Here is a 16909-nt window from a genome sequence, read left to right on the forward strand (position 1 = left end):
GCGAACCCGCCGGACTCAACCGAACAGGCCATGCAAGTACCACGCGGCATCCGCCCCATTCACGGGCCGTTCACGAAACACCCACAGTAACGCCCCGGTGGTATCGGCCGCAATGAAGTAGTCGCGCGTGACGGTGCCCGGCTCCCACCAGCCGGCTTCGATACGCTCAGGACCACTCACCAGTTGCAATGGCCCCTGCCGCCATGGGCGCTCCTGACGCACACCAAGGCGCTGCGGCGCTTCGAGCAGCCACGCCGGACGCGGTGGCGGCAGGCACTCACCGCCATCGGGCAGATGACGGCCCGCGCCGGACGCCGTGCCGTGGGAGGCATGGGCGGGGCTGTCGGGTGCCCCATACGGCAGGCTGACGAACGCCGCCTCGGGCCGGTGATCGCCGCGTACCTGCAGACGCCGCACAGACGCGTCGCCCAGCCGCGCCGCCACACGCTCCATCAGTTGCACAAAATCCTGCCGGGCGCGTCCCGGCTCCGGCAGGAGCGAGCCGCTTTGCGGCACATGGTGAGCCGTCTGCGTGACATCGAGCCGCAACGTCAGCACCGGGGCCACCAGTGGCGAGCGGGCCAGCCGTTCCTTGCACAACGACAGCAAGTGCGCGGGCGCCGCACTCGCTTCGGCAAGGCGGATGTCGAAACGCGTCGGTGCCAGCGTCTGCCGCCCAAGCGGTTCGTGTTCGAGCACCAGCGTGAGCGCGCGCGTGGCCAGTTGCCCGGCGGCAAGCCATCCCGTGAGCTGGGCGAGCAGACGGCGCAGACCGAAGAGCAGCACGTCCACGTCATGCGTGAGCGACGGCAGCGGCAGCACCGCCTCGAAATGCGGCGGCGCGCGATACCAGGCCGGCGCTTCCGGCATCTGGCCATAGGCCCGGGAAAGCGCAGCGGGCAATTCCGCGCCGCAGCGGCGCCTCACGCCCGCCGCAGGCAGCGCGCGCAGTTCGCCCAACGTCGCACAACCGATTTGCGCGAGCCAGTCGAGCCACGGCTGCGCCTCGGGCAGCCAGGCAACCGAGAGCGGATCGAGGGAGGGCGGCAGCGCCATCGGCGTTGGTGGCAACGGATGCTCGCAGGGGACGCCGGCACGCGCGAGCAGCACCGCCGCGCTGGCCGTGGCGGCAATGCCCAACGACGCCCGATGCCCGAGCGCCTCGGCACTCTCGCGCACCTGCGCCGCCAGCGATGCCAGGCCGCCAAACAGGCGCAGGCTCGGTGCGACGTCGATCAGCACGCTTTGCGGCGAGGCAATGGCGACGTCAGGACCGAAGCGCAACAAGGCCAGCGCCAGCGCTTCGAGCGCGACCGTCTCGGCCGCTTCGTCACGATCGTGAAATCGCGCCAGCGGCAATAACGCGAGCACACCGCCACGGCGCATACCGGGTTGCACCCCGGCGGCCTGCGCCACCTCACTCGCCTGCCAGACACGCGACTGTGCCAGCACGACCGTCGTGTCGGTCAGCGCATCAGCGGGTGTGAGCGCTGACGCGACCTCGAGCGCCAGATACGGCAGATGCAGGGCGATCCAGCAAGCCATGCGAGACTCCGGAAGCAGAAACCAAAGACACCGTAGACGGTGCGGACGAAGGTGCGGGACCCGGCCTGACAGGCACCGGCCTCGCATCGTCAGCCGCCCCCGTCACCGATTGCGGGACAGACGCGTATGGCGCGGGCAACGTCAGCCAGAGCGGTTCGAGGCGGGGTGGCCCGCGCCGCTTGTGAAACTGCACGCCGAGGCGGCTCCCCTGCCCGACGGCAAGCCCCAGCCGCAACGGTGCCGCCGAGGCGCTCGCGACGGCGGCGGGTCCGCGCACTACCCAGGCCAGCGTCTCGCCGCCACCGGCCGCCACCTGAAGCCGCCGGATCTGTTCCGGCGTCGCAGCCGGAAGCCAGGCGAGCACCGCGCCGCAGCACGCGCTCTTGAGCGCCTGCTCGGCGCACCAGAGCATGTCGCGATCCTCCGCCTTCATGCCATGCCCGCCGCGCGCCCGAGACGCCTGACGTGCCGAATGCACTGGACGCATCACCACACTGAGCCAGCGCAGATCGATCCCCCATCCCGCCAGCGCCGGGGCATACGGCAGCATCGGCGGCGCAATCACCACCACCGGCTGGCCCGCCTGCGTGAGATCGCGCAATGCCGGGGCCAGCAACCGCCATTCACCGATTCCGGACCGCTCGCTCAACAACTCCGTCAGCGCGCCATGCGGCCACCCGGCGCCGGGCAACTCGGCGTCGAGCGCGGCAAAGCCGGTGGTGTGGCCAGCGCGGTGGCAATGCGCTAGTTCACTGGCACGCCACAGCCCGGCAGGCAAGGAGGAAAGCGGCAGGGTCATCGCGCACCCAAATACTGTATGAATGTACAGTATAGCAGTTCCTCTGCGATTGACCGGATATCCGTGCCCTTGCCCGCCGTCATGATCGTGCTTGCGGGCGGGCGCCAGCCCGGCTACCGTTGGCGTCATCGACCGATTGCCTTCCCTCATGCCGCTACCGACCACTGCCACTGCACCCTTCTGTCCTTCCGAAGTCAAAGGCAGCATCGTCATCGACGCACGCGAACCGCGCTGGATCAAACTCAAGCGCTTTGCCGGCCCGGGCCTGCTCGTCGCCATCGGCTACATGGACCCCGGCAACTGGGCGACGGACATCCAGGCCGGGTCGCAATTCGGCTATTCGCTGCTTTGGGTGGTGGCGCTCTCGAGCCTCGCCGCCATCTTTCTCCAGATGCTCGCCGCCCGGCTGGGGCTGGTCGCCGGGCGCGACCTCGCGCAGGCAAGCTACGATCGCTACGGGCGGGCGGGGCGCCTCGTCCAATGGATCACGGCCGAGATCTCGATCGTCGCCTGCGATATCGCCGAGGTCCTGGGCTGTGCGCTCGCCTTCAAGCTGTTGCTGGGGGTGCCGATCGCCTGGGGCATCGCCCTCACCGCGTTCGACACGATGATCGTGCTCGGCCTGCAAGGCAAGGGCTTCCGTCAGATCGAAGCCATCGTCTTCGGGTTGATCGGAACGATGGCGTTGTGCTTCGTCGCGCAAGTGGCCATGGCGCCGCCAGACTGGCACGCGGTGGCCGCCGGCCTCGTGCCGGGCGCGCCCAGCCACGACCGGCACGAGGCCATCGTGCTGGCACTCGGTATCGTCGGTGCCACGATCATGCCGCACAACCTGTACCTGCATTCGTCGGTCGTGCAGACGCGGCGGGTGGTCGGCGGCAAACGCGGCGACGTGCGCGACACCCTCGCACTGGTGCGCCTCGACACCTGGGTCTCGCTCGCGCTCGCCATGTGTGTAAATGCGGCCATTCTGATACTGGCGGGTTCGGTATTTCACGCCAGCGGCCAGACCAACGTCACCGACATCGAGCAGGCGTATCGGCTCATCACGCCGATGGCGGGCAGCGCGGCGGCATTCCTGTTCGGCATCGCCCTGCTGGCGTCGGGACAAAGTTCCACGCTCACCGGGACCATCGCCGGGCAGGTCATCATGGACGGCTTTCTGCACGCCAGGATCCCCTGCTATCAGCGTCGACTGATCACGCGCGGGCTGGCACTCGTGCCCGCGCTGATCGGCGTGCTGTGGCTCGGCGACGGCGCCGTGGGCAAACTGCTGGTGTGGAGTCAGGTGCTGCTCAGCCTGCAACTGCCATTCGCCATGTGGCCGCTCATCCGCTCGGTCAGCGACCCGCGCCTGATGAACGGCAACACCCTCGGACGTCCCGCCCAAGTGCTCTCGTGGGGCCTCTTCGCCGTCATCACCGCCACCAACCTGTTGCTCATCGTGGGGCTGGACTGAGGCGCATGAACGGCGACGCGACGCGCGCCAGCGTCCCAGTCCGTCTTACAGCCCGAGCTCGGTCAATCCCGGATGATCGTCGGGACGCCGTCCCTGCGGCCAATGGAACAGGCGCTCGCCTTCGGTGATGCGCGAGTCGTTGATGCTGGCATGGCGCTCGGCCATGAGGCCTTGCGCATCGAACGCCCAGTTCTCGTTGCCATACGAACGGAACCAACTGCCCGAATCGTCTCGCCATTCGTATGCGAACCGCACCGCGATGCGGTTCTCGGTAAATGCCCACAGTTCCTTGATCAGCCGATAGTCGAGTTCACGTTGCCATTTGCGCGTCAGGAATTCGACGATCTGCTCGCGGCCACGCGGAAATTCGGCGCGATTGCGCCAGCGGCTGTCGACGGTATAGGCCAACGCAACCCGCGCAGGATCACGCGAGTTCCAACCGTCCTCTGCCATACGAATTTTCTGAATTGCAGTCTCACGCGTGAATGGCGGAAACGGCGGGCGGGCATCACTGTCGGCCATGACAACACTCCTATCAAAACTGTGAGGGGAAGACCGTGCGAGTGTATCGCCAAGCTGCACTCGCCGCTTGGCGCAGGCCCGCGCACACCTCCCGCAGCGCACCGACACGACGATTGTGCATGCTAAGATCAGCACCCCTTACCAAACCTGACAAAAGCAAAGCCAGTCGATCGGCAAGGGAACCAGATGCCCGTCGCAGGCCGACGCCACCGCGCTTCGCCCGCCGGGTAATAACACATACAGGGGTATCACCGTGCAGAAAAGCAAGTCCCGCATTGCGCTGTTCAGCGCCGTCATGCTCGCCGCCGGCGTGCTCGGCGGCTGCGCCACCGAAAGCTCGCGTACCTTGCAAGTCGCCAAGGTCGAAAGTGCCAGCCGTCCCTACGTCGGCGTGCGCACCCCGATCGCCGTCGGCAAGTTCGACAACCGTTCCGCGTACATGCGTGGCGTTTTTTCCGATAATGTCGACCGCCTCGGCAGCCAGGCCAAGACGATCCTGATCACCCATCTGCAGCAGACCCACCGCTTCAACGTGCTCGACCGCGACAACATGGCCGAGATCCGTCAGGAAGCCGACATCAAGAAGACCCAGCAAACGCTCAAGGGCGCCGACTACGTGATCACCGGTGACGTCGTCGAGTTCGGCCGCAAGGAAGTGGGCGACAAGCAACTCTTCGGCATTCTCGGCCGGGGCCGCGAGCAGATCGCCTATGCCAAGGTCAACCTGAACGTGGTCGACATCGCCACCTCGGAAGTCGTTTTCTCGAGCGGCGGCGCGGGAGAGTTTGCGCTGTCCAATCGTGAAGTGATCGGCTTCGGTGGCACCGCGGGCTATGACTCCACGCTCAACGGCAAGGTCCTTGACCTGGCCATGCGCGAAGCCGTCAACAACCTGGTCGCAGGCATCGAAAGCGGTGCCTGGAAGCCCGGCAAGTAAGTCCGCCGCCCCTTCGTTTTCGCATGCAGCGGTGCGTCGTTCATGACGCGCCCGACCTCGCACGTCACGTGCAGGCGGAGCGCGATGCTGACGTGCGCCGCCGCTAGCCTGTCAGGATATCTATCGCCATGAATCGCAAGTTCTCATCGAGCCGTGCCGCCGCGGTGGCCATCCTCGGTGGCGCGCTGCTCACAGGCTGCGCCACGCCGCCCAAGCCCCTGTACGACTGGGAAAGCTACCAGCCTCAAGTCTACGAATACTTCAAGGGAGAATCGAAGGAAGCGCAGATCATCGCGCTCGAGCGCGATCTCGAGAAGATCAAGGCCGCCAATCGCGCCGTGCCGCCGGGCTATCACGCCCAGCTTGGCTTGCTCTACGCGTCGGTGGGCAAGTCCGACAGGATGGTCGAGGAATTCCAGACCGAGAAGCAGTTGTTCCCCGAGTCGGCCGGTTACATCGACTTTCTCCTCAAGCACAAGACCCCGGAGGCCAAGCAATGATCGTTCGACTCTGTCAATGGCTGACGGTAGCGGCACTGGCCGCCGTCATGTCCGGTTGCGCGGTGCATCAGGCCAAGCCGTACGACTACACCGCGTTCAAGGAAAGCCGGCCGAAGTCGATTCTGGTGTTGCCGCCGCTGAACGAATCGCCCGACATCGATGCGACCTACAGCGTACTCTCGCAGGTCACTGTGCCGTTGGGTGAGGCTGGCTACTATGTGATGCCCGTCGCCCTGGTCGACGAGTCATTTCGCCAGAACGGCCTGACCGTGGCCGGCGACATCCACCAGGTGAGTCCGGCCAAGCTGCGCGAGATCTTCGGGGCCGACGCCGCGCTCTACATCAAGATCACGCAATACGGCACGAAGTACATGGTGCTCGACAGCGCCACGGTGGTGACGGTCTCGGCCGACCTCATTGATCTGCGCAACGGTGCCAAACTATGGAGCGGTGCGGCCAGCGCATCGAACAACGAGGGGAACAACAATAGTGGCGGCGGTCTGATCGGCATGCTGATCACGGCAGCGGTCAAGCAGATCGTCAACAGCGTGTCGAACGCCGGCTACACGGTCGCGGGCACCGCCAATGCGCGCTTGCTGTCCGCCGGGCACGCCAACGGCCTGCTCTACGGCCCGCGGTCGCCGAAGTACGGCACCGACTGAGGCCATCCCGCACGCTCGTGGCGGTGCGTTGCTCACCGTCACGAGCGACACATACTACGGCGTGCGCTCACTCGCCAACGGTGCGGCACCTTCCACCGAGTTCAGGATCGAGAAGTCGATGCGGGCCCGCCCGGCTACGCGAAAGGGAAGGACGTAAACGACAAAGCCCGCCAAGAGTGGCGGGCTTGCAGGCACCAACCCCGAAACGGCTGGGATTGGCATCCGGACTCACGGTTGGGCGCCGTCGCACGTCATCGCATGAATGACGGGAATCGCCCGTTGTGACGATCGACTTGCCTGATTGCGCCAGCGACGACCGTTTGTCCAGAAGAACTTGCGACAGACTTGCTTAGTAACCGGCGGTTTCGAGCGCGCGGATACGTTGTTCCAGCTCAATGATGTCCTTCGACTCAGCCAGGAACGCTTCACGACGACGACGCTCAGCAGTTTCAAACCAAGTGTTCACGACTTCAAACAGGGCGGCAACCATGACGTTTCTCCAGTTCATTTAGTGTGCTGCATCGCAGCAGTGCTTCGCATTATATAGGGTTTTCCCGTTAAGGGTTAGACCCTATTTGCGAAAAACACACAAAATCTGCTAGAGGCTCGCTTCGAATGCCTTTGATTTCAAAATATATCATTTAAAATCAACAAGATAAAAGACTTTCAACACAGCACAACACCCCCGCTGCGGCCCTCTGTCGCAGGGGGTGTCAAAATTAACGAGACAAAAAAAACGCCGCTGCTGCGGCGCGTCGTACGGGAGGTTGGGCACCAGACCATCATGTCGGTGGCATGACGCCTGGGCTTGACGATTTACGTCTGCGGGACGTGACGAACTTGCCCCTCGCCGTCACCGACCGAGCCGCCCGCCCCGCCCGACGCAGTCGGGGCATCGGTCGCCGCGGCCGACACCATTGCGCTCGCGGGACGCTCCGCCTTGCCGCCCGGATGGCCGGGAAGTTCGGCGGCAGCAATCCCATCCAGTATCGGACAGTCGGGACGATCATCACCGTGACAGTGCGCGGCGAGATGGGAGAGCGTGTCGCGCATGGCCACCAACTCACCGATGCGCTGGTTGAGTTCATTGACATGAGATTGCGCCAACGCCTTCACCTGCGCGCTGGATCGGTCGCGATCCTGCCATAGCGCCAGCAACTGGCGGATCTGATCGATCCCGAAACCCAGCCGCCTTGACTGACGAATGAAGCGAAGCAGGTGGAGATCCTGCTCGCCGTATCGCCGGTAACCTGCCTCGGAGCGGGGACTCGGGGGCATCAGGCCGATACTTTCGTAGTACCGGATCATCTTGGCCGTCACGCCGCTGGCCTGCGCCGCTTGTCCGATGTTCATGGCTGCCTCACTGGGGGGAACGCGGGTTGAACGACGGGGTGGAGGACCCGTTCATCGTCTTGTCTGCGTCGGACGGCACAAGTCGGGCGCTGATCGGCGAGTGATCGGAAATCCGTGACCAGGGGCGTCCGTGTAAAACCTGCGCCCCTTCGATATGAAAGCCTCGTGCGTAAATGCGGTCAAGTCGTAAAAGCGGCAAGCCGCTCGGAAAACTGCGCGCCGGACGCCCGGCGCGGTTCTGAAACACTTCGGTCAGCGCCAACCTGTCCGCCAGCAACCGATCTGCCTGATTGCTCCAGTCATTGAAGTCGCCCGCGATGATCAGCGGAGCATCCGCGGGAATGGCCTCGGCCACACGTTCCGTCAACATTTCAAACTGGCGGCGGCGACCGCGGCCGGCCAACGACAAATGCACGCACAGGCAATGCAACGGTTGCTTCAGACCCGGCACGGCAATCTCGCAGTGAAGCATGCCGCGCTTCTCGAAACTATAGGTCGTGATGTCATGGTTGTCCGACCTGACGATCGGGTAACGGCTCAGAATCGCATTGCCGTGATGCCCCTGTTCGTAGACGACATTGCGACCATACGCGTGATCGCGCCATGTGGCTCCCGCCAGGAACTCGTGTTGCGGCTGCACCGGCCAATTCCTGTGGCGCACCGCATGCCCCTGATGCAGGCCCTGCACTTCCTGCAGGAAAACCACGTCGGGGGCAAGCCCTTCCAACCCGGCACGTAGCTCGTGCACGCGCAGACGGTTGAATACAGAAAAGCCCTTGTGGATGTTGTAACTCGCGATATGGAGACTATTCATGTTCGGCAGCATTCACTCCGCGCCGGAAGGCAGACGATATCAGTCAAATGATGCCGCTTTCGACGTAATTCAAGCCAAATAAAAAAACCCGGGCGACGCACCCGCCAGTCTCTGCCGTTGCGTCTCCCTAACGAAATCATTATGCGCCGTTCGCCTTGCGCCCGGGCAACCGGTCCTCAGGCGCTGGCGCGACGGGTCTCGCCAATCCGCGCGGCCGGGCCGGGGGTGGCCGCTTGCGTTGACGAGCGCCAGCGCCGCAGCAGCAGCGCGTTGCTCACCACACTGACGCTGCTGAGCGCCATCGCGGCACCCGCAACCACCGGGCTCAACAGCCCGAATGCCGCCAGCGGAATCCCGACCACGTTGTAAGCGAAGGCCCAGAAGAGGTTCTGACGGATCTTCGACCATGTGCGACGCGAGACATCGATCGCATCGGCAACCCGCAGCGGATCGCCGCGCATGAGCGTGATGCCTGCCGTCTGCATGGCCACATCGGTCCCCGAGCCCATGGCGATGCCGACGTCGGCCGCTGCCAGCGCCGGGGCGTCGTTAATGCCGTCGCCCACCATCGCTACGATCGCGCCACTGCGCTTGAGTTGTGCGATCACCGTCGCCTTGTGCTCCGGGAGCACATTGGCATGCACTTCGTCGAGCCCCAATGCATCGGCCACCGCCTTGGCGCTCCCGGCGTTATCACCCGTCACCATCACGCAACGCACGCCCAGCGCATGCAAGCGCTCGACAGCCGACCGCGCCGTCGCTTTGAGCGTGTCGCCGAATGCCAACAGGCCGAGCAACCGCGCCGGCGCATCGACACCGGCGCCCCCCTCAGCGGTCTCGACCAGCCACGAGATGGTGCGACCCTCGCTCGCCAGACGCGACGCCTCCTGCGCCAACGCCCCTTGCGAGACGCCCAGTTCCTCAAGCAACCGCGCGTTCCCCAACTGCAGCGTGTGAATGTCGCTCGAGGCACCCACATTCTTCCCCGCCCCGCCATCTCCCGCGACCTTAATATCCTCGACTTCCTTGATACGCGCCCGCATGCCTCGGCCCGGCAGCGCGACGATGTCGGATGCCGTCGGCACCGCCGAGGTCAGCCCGGCTTCCGCCGCGGCCATCGTAACGGCCTTCGCCAACGGATGCGAACTGCCCGACTGCACTGCAGCGGCCCACCGCAGCAAGGTATCGGCACGCGTTCCCGACACCGGCAGATAAGCCACGAGGCGCGGCTTGCCTTCGGTCAACGTCCCCGTCTTGTCGAACGCCACGACACGAATCCGGTGCGCCAGTTCAAGCGCTTCGGCGTCCTTGATGAGAATGCCCTGGCGCGCCGCCGCGCCGGTGCCCACCATGATCGCGGCAGGCGTTGCCAGCCCCAGTGCACATGGGCACGCGATAACCAGCACCGCCACCGCATTGAGCAGCGCGGCCTCCAGGCCGATGCCGAGCCCCCAGCCGACGACCAGTGTCACGACGGCGACCAGCACCACCACCGGCACGAACACCGCAGCCACCCGATCGACGGCCCGCTGGATCGGGGCCTTGCCCGCCTGCGCGTCTTCGACCATGCGGATGATGCGGGCCAGCGCCGTATCGGCGCCGACGGCCGTCGTTTCCACCCGCAGCGTACCGGCGCCGTTGATCGAGCCGCCGACGACTCCGTCGCCGCCCGCTTTGTCGATGGGCAACGGTTCGCCGGTCAGCAGCGATTCGTCGAGCTGGCTCGCCCCCTCGCGGATGACACCGTCGACGGGCACCCGCTCACCGGCGCGCACCACCACCCAGTCGCCCACCTTCACCTGACCCAACGGCACCATCACCTCGCTCGCCGCGCCGTGCGGATCGCGCAACACGCGCGCCGTCTCGGGACGCAAGGCGGCCAGCGCACGGATCGCTTCCACCGTGCGACGCTTTGCCCGCGCTTCCAGCCACTTGCCGAGCAATACCAGCGTGATCACCACGGCCGCCGCTTCGAAATACAGGTGCGCCATGCTCTGCGCCGGCGCGCGCCACCACTCGTAGAGACTCAGCCCATAGGCAGCCGATGTGCCCAGCGCCACCAGCAAATCCATATTGCCGGTGCCGGCGCGCACCGCTTTGTAACCCGCCCGATAGAACCGCGCGCCGAGCCAGAACTGCACCGGGGTCGCAAGCAGCCATTGCACCCACGGCGGCAGCATCAGGTGAATGCCAAACGGCTCGATCAGCATCGGCACCAATAGCGGCAGGGACAACGCCGCCGCCACGGCCACTGGCCACCACGCCGGACCGTCATGGGACGTGGCCGCCTGCGCCGGATCGGCGACTGGCGACGCTTCGTATCCCGCCTGCTCGACCGCCGCCGTGAGCGTCACCATGTCGACCACGCCGCGCACGCCGCGCACGGCGGCACGCTCCGTCGCTAGGTTGACGTTTGCCTCGACCACGCCGGGCACTTGGCGAAGCGCCTTCTCCACACGCCCCACGCACGATGCACACGTCATACCGCCAATCGCCAGCTCGAACGATTGCTCGGCCACCTGATATCCCGCGTCATTGACAGCCGTCTCGACCGCGCCAAGCAGCGCCCCAGGCGTGACGCCGGGCGCGGCTTCCACGGCCGCCGTCTCGGTCGCGAGATTGACGTTGGCACTGGCCACACCCGGCGCATGCCGCAACGCCTTCTCGACGCGCGTCACACATGAGGCGCAGGTCATGCCTTCGATACCGACCGACCAGTTCCGAATCATTTCAGGATCTCCAAGAGGACTGTCATCATGCATTGAGGATAGACCTTTCCATCGAGGGAAGGTCAAGCGGCCGGCGTCAATATGTCGCACGCCCCGGCATGGCAGTCTCGTCATGGACTACGATAGCGCCCCCAGCGTGGCTTGGGTTTGGGCAACGTCCAGACAATCCGACGATTACACTGAAAATAGCGCTTGAGCTTCCTTCCGTGGGAAGGTCTATCATCGATTCGTCTGATCACTGTCACCGAACCCGCTTTCAAGGAGTACAACATGCAAGTGCAAGTCGAAGGTATGAGCTGCGGTCATTGCGTCAAGGCCGTCACGCGTGCGATCACCGAGCGCGATCCCGCCGCCAAGGTCAACGTGGATCTGGACTCGGGCCGCGTCGACGTCGAAAGCCGTCTCTCGCCCACTGAAGTCAGCGCGGCCATCGCCGACGCCGGCTACACGGTCAAAGGCACGCACGCCTGAGCATCCCCCGGCACCCCGGATGTCGTGCAACGCTCGCATCGGCACGACGTCCGCGCCTGCCTTCCTCCCCGATCGACGCCGACCGCCCCCTCGCCATACCCGCACGCGCTGCGCAGTCTTCCCTGCAGCGCAGCGACACCTTGTGCTACGCTCTCTCTCGCCGAATACGCAACGACGCCACGCGATCAGTGACTGCGAGGTGCCATGCGTGCGGCACACACGTCTTCAGGGCGGGGTGAAAGTCCCCACCGGCGGTATATGGCGCCACGCAGTGCAAGCTGCGTGTGTCATGAGCCCGCGAGCGCCTGCCACCGTCGCTTCCGTGACACCGGCAGGGTCAGCAGATCTGGTGCGAAGCCAGAGCCGACGGTCATAGTCCGGATGAGAGAAGATGCGTCGATACCCACGCGCCACGGGATGCCGTCCCATGGAGGCGTCCGTTCGCATGCCCCGAAAACGTTTTTCGCCCTATTGATTGACGCGAGGAGCGTTTCATGTCCGTTATCCAAAGCACCCGGCAACCCGTACCACAAGGCGTCGCATCGTCCTCCCACACGACCGATGCCGCCGGCACACCCCGTATGACCCACGCAACCGACGATCTGCTCGCCTACCCGGCGTTCGCCAATCTGGCGCCGGTCGACGTTCGTCTGGCCGCATCGCTCGACGCCATGCGAGAGGGCCGTCCCGTCATTCTCATGGACGACCTGCACCGCGAAAACGAAGCCGATCTGATTGTCGCCGCCGAGAAAATCACCCCGGCCACCATGGCCATGCTGATTCGCGAATGCAGCGGTATCGTGTGCCTGTGTCTGCCTGACGAGACCCTTCGCCGTCTCGATTTGCCGCCGATGGTCGAGCAGAATCAGAGCCGTTACGGCACGGCGTTCACCGTGACGATCGAAGCACGTCAGGGCGTCAGCACCGGCGTGAGCGCCGCCGATCGCGTCACCACGATTCGCGCCGCCATTGCCGACGACGCCCAGCCCGCCGACCTGTCCCGTCCGGGCCATGTCTTCCCACTGCGCGCGCAGCCGGGCGGCGTGCTCACGCGTCGCGGCCACACCGAGGGCTCGGTCGACCTCGCGACGCTTGCCGGATTGAAACCGGCCGCCGTGCTGTGCGAGTTGATGAATCCGGACGGCACGATGACGCGCGGCGCCGACATCGAGCGCTTCGCCGAGCAGCATGGCCTGCCGATCCTGACCATCGACGAGTTGGCGCACTATCGCCTCAGTCACGCCCAGGCAGCCTGAGCGAGCGGCGCGGCCGGAACACGCGGGGCGACACTGCCGCGCCCCGAATCACGGCATCGTCGAGGGCCGCATCATGGGCCCGGACGGCACGCGGTACACGCACGCCCCCTCGCCTGAGCTTCGACGTACCGTCGCTCAATGCGGGGAGCCGCCGCCTTGTTCTCTATCGGGCTGGTGTTCGAGCGTTTCCTTGAGGGCGATCTGGAGCTTCGCGTGCATGCGCACGAACCAGCTTCGCATGACGATCGCCAACACCACCGTGCCCGCCACGATCAGCGTGACCATCTCTGTCGACGGCAGGATGCTCGCCGACAACGCCGCCACCAGCAAGATCACCCCGACCATCGCGGCAATCGGCAGAATCTCGGCCACCACACGACGTACCTGGAACGTGTAGCGTCCGGTCAGGCTCGGTGGCACCGACAGTTCCACGAGCAAGAGCGAGAGCGACTTGAGCTTGCGGTACACCGCGATCAGGAACGGCAGCGACAGCACGAGCGCGCCCCCCCAGACCACCGCGCTTTGCAGGCTCGGATCGCGCACCCACGGCGACATCAGTTCGGCCAGGCGCCGATAGAAGAACGCGCCGCCGAGGAAGATCGTCACGACGAGCGCCAGGTTGATCGCCACGCTCGCCACGATGCGACGCACGATCGTGACAAGCGCCGCGCTATCCCCCGTCAGATGAATGCTCTGCAACCACTGCGTGTACTGGCCCAGCACATACGACAGGCGCCCGGGCATCACGCGGCCGAGCCAACCGGTGAACGGATCGGCGCTCTTGATCAGGTACGGCGTCAGTAGCGTCGTGATGACTGACACTGCCACGGCAATCGGGTAAAGGAAGTCGCTCGTCACCTTGAGCGACAGCCCGAGCGACGCGATGATGAACGAGAACTCACCGATCTGCGACAGGCCCATGCCCACGCGCATCGAGGTCCGGCCGTCCTGACCCGAGAGGTACGCCCCCAGCCCGCACGACGCGATCTTGCCGAGCACGACCGCAAGGGTGATGAGGAGAATCGGCCAGAGGTAAGTGGTCAGCACGAGCGGATCGAGCAGCAGCCCGATGGTGACGAAGAACACGGCGCTGAACATGTCGCGCAGCGGTGCAATCAACCGTTCGATGGTATGCAGCTCACGCGCCTCGGCCATGATCGCGCCGATCAGGAACGCGCCGAGCGCCACGCTGTACCCCATCTTGATCACCAGCAGACAGAAGCCGAAGCACAGGCCGAGCACGACGACCAGCAGCATCTCGTCGCTCTTGAATTTCGCCACGTACGCGAGAATGCGCGGTACGAGCAGAATGCCGACGACGAGCGACACGACCATGAACAGCAGCAGCTTGCCCAGCGTGAAGGTGACCTCGCCGGCATCCACCGAGCCGCTGATGGCGATGCCCGAGAGCAACGCGATCATGCCGATGGCGAGCACGTCTTCCACGATCAGCACACCGAAGATGAGCTGGGCGAAACGCTCTTGCTTCATGCCGAGTTCATTGAGCGCCTTGACGATGATGGTGGTCGACGAGACGGCGAGCATCGCGCCGAGGAAGATCGAGTCCATCGCCTTCCAGCCGAAGAAACGGCCGATCTCGTAGCCGAGCCAAAGCATCAGGACGATCTCGGTGATCGCTGCCACGAATGCCGTCACCCCCACCCGCGCGAGCTTGCGCACGCTGAACTCCAGCCCCAGCGAGAACATCAGGAATACGACACCGAGTTCGGCCAGGATGCCGATCGTCTTCTCGTCATGTATCAACGCGAACGGCGGTGTGTACGGGCCGATGATCACGCCCGCCACGATATAGCCGAGCACGACTGGCTGTCGAAACCGGTTGAAGATGACCGTCACGACGCCTGCCAGCAGCATGATGACGGCCAGATCCTGAATGAAGTCGATGGCGTGATGCATCCGATACGTTCTCCCCGCAGCGCGTTGCGCCGATTTTGCTGTTCTTGATCTCACGCCCGCCATGCGCCGCGTCCCTGACGGGCCGCCGCGATGAGGCAAGACGTGATGCTTGATGAAGGTGGGAAGCCGGCCGTGTGCCGCCAGCTTGATAGACGTTGCGCGCGTTCACCCGCTCGCGCGGTCGACGCTGGGGCGTTTGCCCTCGGGCCGCGCGCCTATGGATCCTCCCGAAGGATCTCCGGCCCCGTGATCGGACCGGATCGGCAAGAACCAGACGAATCTCCGGCCAGCGACGAGCGCCGGATCAATATACGCGATGGGCTGACACACGCGCAACCCAAGATTGACGGGGCTTTTCATAAAAAATTCCCGTCATTCGCCACCCTCGTCGAAATTTTTCTGCTTGCTTTTTGTCGCTTGCGCATGTGAAATATCACATAAATATCAAACGAATTTCACAGGAGTCATCCTCGTATGCGTTCCCGCCTGTCCTTCACGGTGTTCGGCGACGGCACCCAGCAGTCTGTCGACGTGCCCGTCGACACGTTGATCATCGCTGGCTGGGCCGGGCGCGATCGCGACGCCGTCGAGCACCACATTGCCGAGTTGGCCGCGCTGGGCGTGCGCCGTCCGTCGAGCACGCCGTGCTTCTACCGGCTCGCGCCCGCGCTGCTGGCGCAAGACGACGCCATCGACGTTGTCGGCCAGACGAGCAGTGGCGAAGCCGAATGCGTGCTCGTGCGCCACGGCGCCGATCTGCTCGTGAGCGTGGGCTCGGATCACACCGACCGCGAAGTCGAGGCGTATGGCGTGACTGTCTCGAAGCAGGTCTGCGCCAAGCCGGTGGCGCGCGACGCGTGGCGCTTTGCCGATGTCGCCGCACATTGGGATCAGTTGACGCTGCGCGCCTGGGTGACGCGTGACGGCGAACGGCGCCTCTATCAGGAAGGCACAGTGGCCAGCCTGCTCTCGCCGCAGGCGCTGATGGAAATGCTCGGGCCGGACGGCCTGCCAGCGGGCGCCGCCATGTTCTGTGGCACACTCGCTGCCATTGGCGGCGTGGCTGGCGGCGAGCGGTTCGAGATCGAACTGCTCGACCCGGTCCTCGGCCGCACGATCCGGCATTGCTACGCCACACAGGCGCTGGCGATTGCCGACTAACGCCGACTCGCGCCGACCGGAGCCCGCGCAAGCGCTGCCCGACGTCGACGCCGGCCGACCGAACCGACCCGCCCCGATGCCCGACGACACCCTCGACGACACCCTGCTCGCGCCCCAACCGCCCGCGTCCGCTACGCCAGCGATGGCCTCGGATGGTCGCAGCCTGACCGAGCGCGCGTACGACGCGATCAAGCACGACATCATCACGCTGCGTCTGCGCCCTGGCGAGACGCTCAACGAAGCCCAGTTGATGCAGTCGACGGCACTCGGGCGCACCCCGGTGCATCAGGCGATGCACCGCCTCGCGCTCGAAGGGTGGGTGGTCATCCTGCCGCGCAAGGGGGCCATGGTCGCGCCAGTCTCGCTCAACGATGCGCTCGAGATCATCGACGTGCGCATGATCAACGAGACGTATTGCGTGGCGTTGGCGGCGCGCGCCGCCACGCCCGACGACCTTGCGGCCATCGAGGCCGTGCTGGCGCGCTCGCACGCGGCCATCGCCGCGCGCGACGTGGCCGCGATGATGCGTATCGACCGCGACTTCCATCTGGCCATCTCGCGCGCCTCGCGCAACCAGACGCTCGCCGAGCTGCTGCGCGGCCTGCACGAGCGCTCGTTGCGTTTCTGGTTTCTCGCCCTGTCGACGCCGAGCCATCTGGAAGGCGTCTACGAGGAGCACCTCGAACTGTTTGAGGCACTCGCCGCGCACGATGCCGAGCGCGCTCGCCGGGCCATCACCCGGCATATCGAAGAATTCCGCACCCACATCCTGAAAGCGATCTGA

The 16909-nt window shown here is 65.2% G+C and carries 15 protein-coding genes, 1 pseudogene and 1 riboswitch; of the genes and pseudogenes, 8 read left to right on the forward strand and 8 right to left on the reverse strand.

The window, feature by feature from the left end:
* Positions 1–15: 15 nt before the first annotated feature.
* Positions 16–1545 carry a Y-family DNA polymerase gene (locus PTE31013_RS20250; RefSeq protein ID WP_174978648.1) on the reverse strand — a complete coding sequence of 510 codons (1530 nt, stop codon included), beginning with the start codon at positions 1543–1545 and terminating at the stop codon, positions 16–18.
* Positions 1475–2344, reverse strand: coding sequence for a translesion DNA synthesis-associated protein ImuA (gene imuA, locus PTE31013_RS20255; RefSeq protein ID WP_174978649.1), 870 nt, complete (start codon positions 2342–2344; stop codon positions 1475–1477). Before imuA ends, PTE31013_RS20250 begins: the two co-directional genes overlap by 71 nt.
* Before the next feature lie 148 nt (positions 2345–2492).
* On the opposite strand from imuA, the gene PTE31013_RS20260 reads away from it, so the two are divergent.
* Positions 2493–3803, forward strand: a complete 1311-nt coding sequence (locus PTE31013_RS20260; protein WP_150614437.1) for an Nramp family divalent metal transporter — start codon at positions 2493–2495, stop codon at positions 3801–3803.
* 45 nt (positions 3804–3848) lie between these two features.
* Here PTE31013_RS20260 and PTE31013_RS20265 read toward each other — a convergent pair whose 3' ends face one another.
* A complete protein-coding gene (locus tag PTE31013_RS20265) occupies positions 3849–4325 on the reverse strand; it encodes a nuclear transport factor 2 family protein (protein ID WP_150614438.1) in 477 nt (158 codons plus the stop codon).
* Positions 4326–4620: 295 nt separating this feature from the next.
* Here PTE31013_RS20265 and PTE31013_RS20270 point away from each other — a divergent pair, with 295 nt between their 5' ends.
* From PTE31013_RS20270 to PTE31013_RS20280, 3 genes are all read left to right on the forward strand, one after another.
* The gene (locus PTE31013_RS20270) at positions 4621–5262 is read left to right on the forward strand and encodes a CsgG/HfaB family protein (protein ID WP_150614439.1); all 642 of its coding nucleotides are present in this window, start codon (positions 4621–4623) and stop codon (positions 5260–5262) included.
* Positions 5263–5390: 128 nt separating this feature from the next.
* Positions 5391–5762, forward strand: coding sequence for a DUF4810 domain-containing protein (locus tag PTE31013_RS20275; protein WP_150614440.1), 372 nt, complete (start codon positions 5391–5393; stop codon positions 5760–5762).
* Entirely contained in the window at positions 5759–6424 is a 666-nt protein-coding gene (locus PTE31013_RS20280; protein WP_150614441.1) for a DUF799 domain-containing protein, read from the forward strand. The genes PTE31013_RS20275 and PTE31013_RS20280 overlap by 4 nt, the downstream gene beginning before the upstream one ends.
* A gap of 349 nt (positions 6425–6773) precedes the next feature.
* Here the strand turns inward: PTE31013_RS20280 and PTE31013_RS20285 are convergent, their stop codons facing one another.
* The 4 genes and pseudogenes from PTE31013_RS20285 to PTE31013_RS20300 form a co-directional block, all read right to left on the reverse strand.
* Positions 6774–6914, reverse strand: a complete 141-nt coding sequence (locus tag PTE31013_RS20285) for a DUF3563 family protein (RefSeq protein ID WP_017234185.1) — start codon at positions 6912–6914, stop codon at positions 6774–6776.
* Positions 6915–7387: 473 nt separating this feature from the next.
* A pseudogene (gene cueR / locus PTE31013_RS20290) lies at positions 7388–7777 on the reverse strand (Cu(I)-responsive transcriptional regulator); the annotation flags it as partial.
* 7 nt (positions 7778–7784) lie between these two features.
* A complete protein-coding gene (locus PTE31013_RS20295; protein WP_150614443.1) occupies positions 7785–8591 on the reverse strand; it encodes an endonuclease/exonuclease/phosphatase family protein in 807 nt (268 codons plus the stop codon).
* A gap of 176 nt (positions 8592–8767) precedes the next feature.
* On the reverse strand, positions 8768–11320 hold the full coding sequence (locus PTE31013_RS20300; RefSeq protein ID WP_150614444.1) for a heavy metal translocating P-type ATPase: 2553 nt from the start codon (positions 11318–11320) through the stop codon (positions 8768–8770).
* Positions 11321–11590: 270 nt separating this feature from the next.
* Between PTE31013_RS20300 and PTE31013_RS20305 the strand changes: the two genes are divergently transcribed.
* Together PTE31013_RS20305 and ribB are read left to right on the forward strand one after the other, a co-directional pair.
* A complete protein-coding gene (locus PTE31013_RS20305; protein WP_150553128.1) occupies positions 11591–11791 on the forward strand; it encodes a heavy-metal-associated domain-containing protein in 201 nt (66 codons plus the stop codon).
* Positions 11792–12008: 217 nt separating this feature from the next.
* A riboswitch (FMN riboswitch) is annotated at positions 12009–12188 on the forward strand.
* Between the two features lie 184 nt (positions 12189–12372).
* Positions 12373–13047 carry a 3,4-dihydroxy-2-butanone-4-phosphate synthase gene (gene ribB, locus PTE31013_RS20310; RefSeq protein WP_246174768.1) on the forward strand — a complete coding sequence of 225 codons (675 nt, stop codon included), beginning with the start codon at positions 12373–12375 and terminating at the stop codon, positions 13045–13047.
* Between the two features lie 135 nt (positions 13048–13182).
* Here ribB and PTE31013_RS20315 read toward each other — a convergent pair whose 3' ends face one another.
* A complete protein-coding gene (locus PTE31013_RS20315) occupies positions 13183–14964 on the reverse strand; it encodes a cation:proton antiporter (protein ID WP_150614446.1) in 1782 nt (593 codons plus the stop codon).
* 474 nt (positions 14965–15438) lie between these two features.
* Between PTE31013_RS20315 and PTE31013_RS20320 the strand changes: the two genes are divergently transcribed.
* Positions 15439–16125: a DUF2848 domain-containing protein gene (locus PTE31013_RS20320; protein WP_150614447.1), complete on the forward strand. Its 687-nt coding sequence runs from the start codon at positions 15439–15441 to the stop codon at positions 16123–16125.
* A 76-nt stretch (positions 16126–16201) separates the two neighbouring features.
* Positions 16202–16909, forward strand: a complete 708-nt coding sequence (locus PTE31013_RS20325) for a GntR family transcriptional regulator (RefSeq protein WP_425495579.1) — start codon at positions 16202–16204, stop codon at positions 16907–16909.

This window comes from Pandoraea terrigena (genome assembly GCF_902459705.1).
Taxonomy (GTDB): domain Bacteria; phylum Pseudomonadota; class Gammaproteobacteria; order Burkholderiales; family Burkholderiaceae; genus Pandoraea; species Pandoraea terrigena.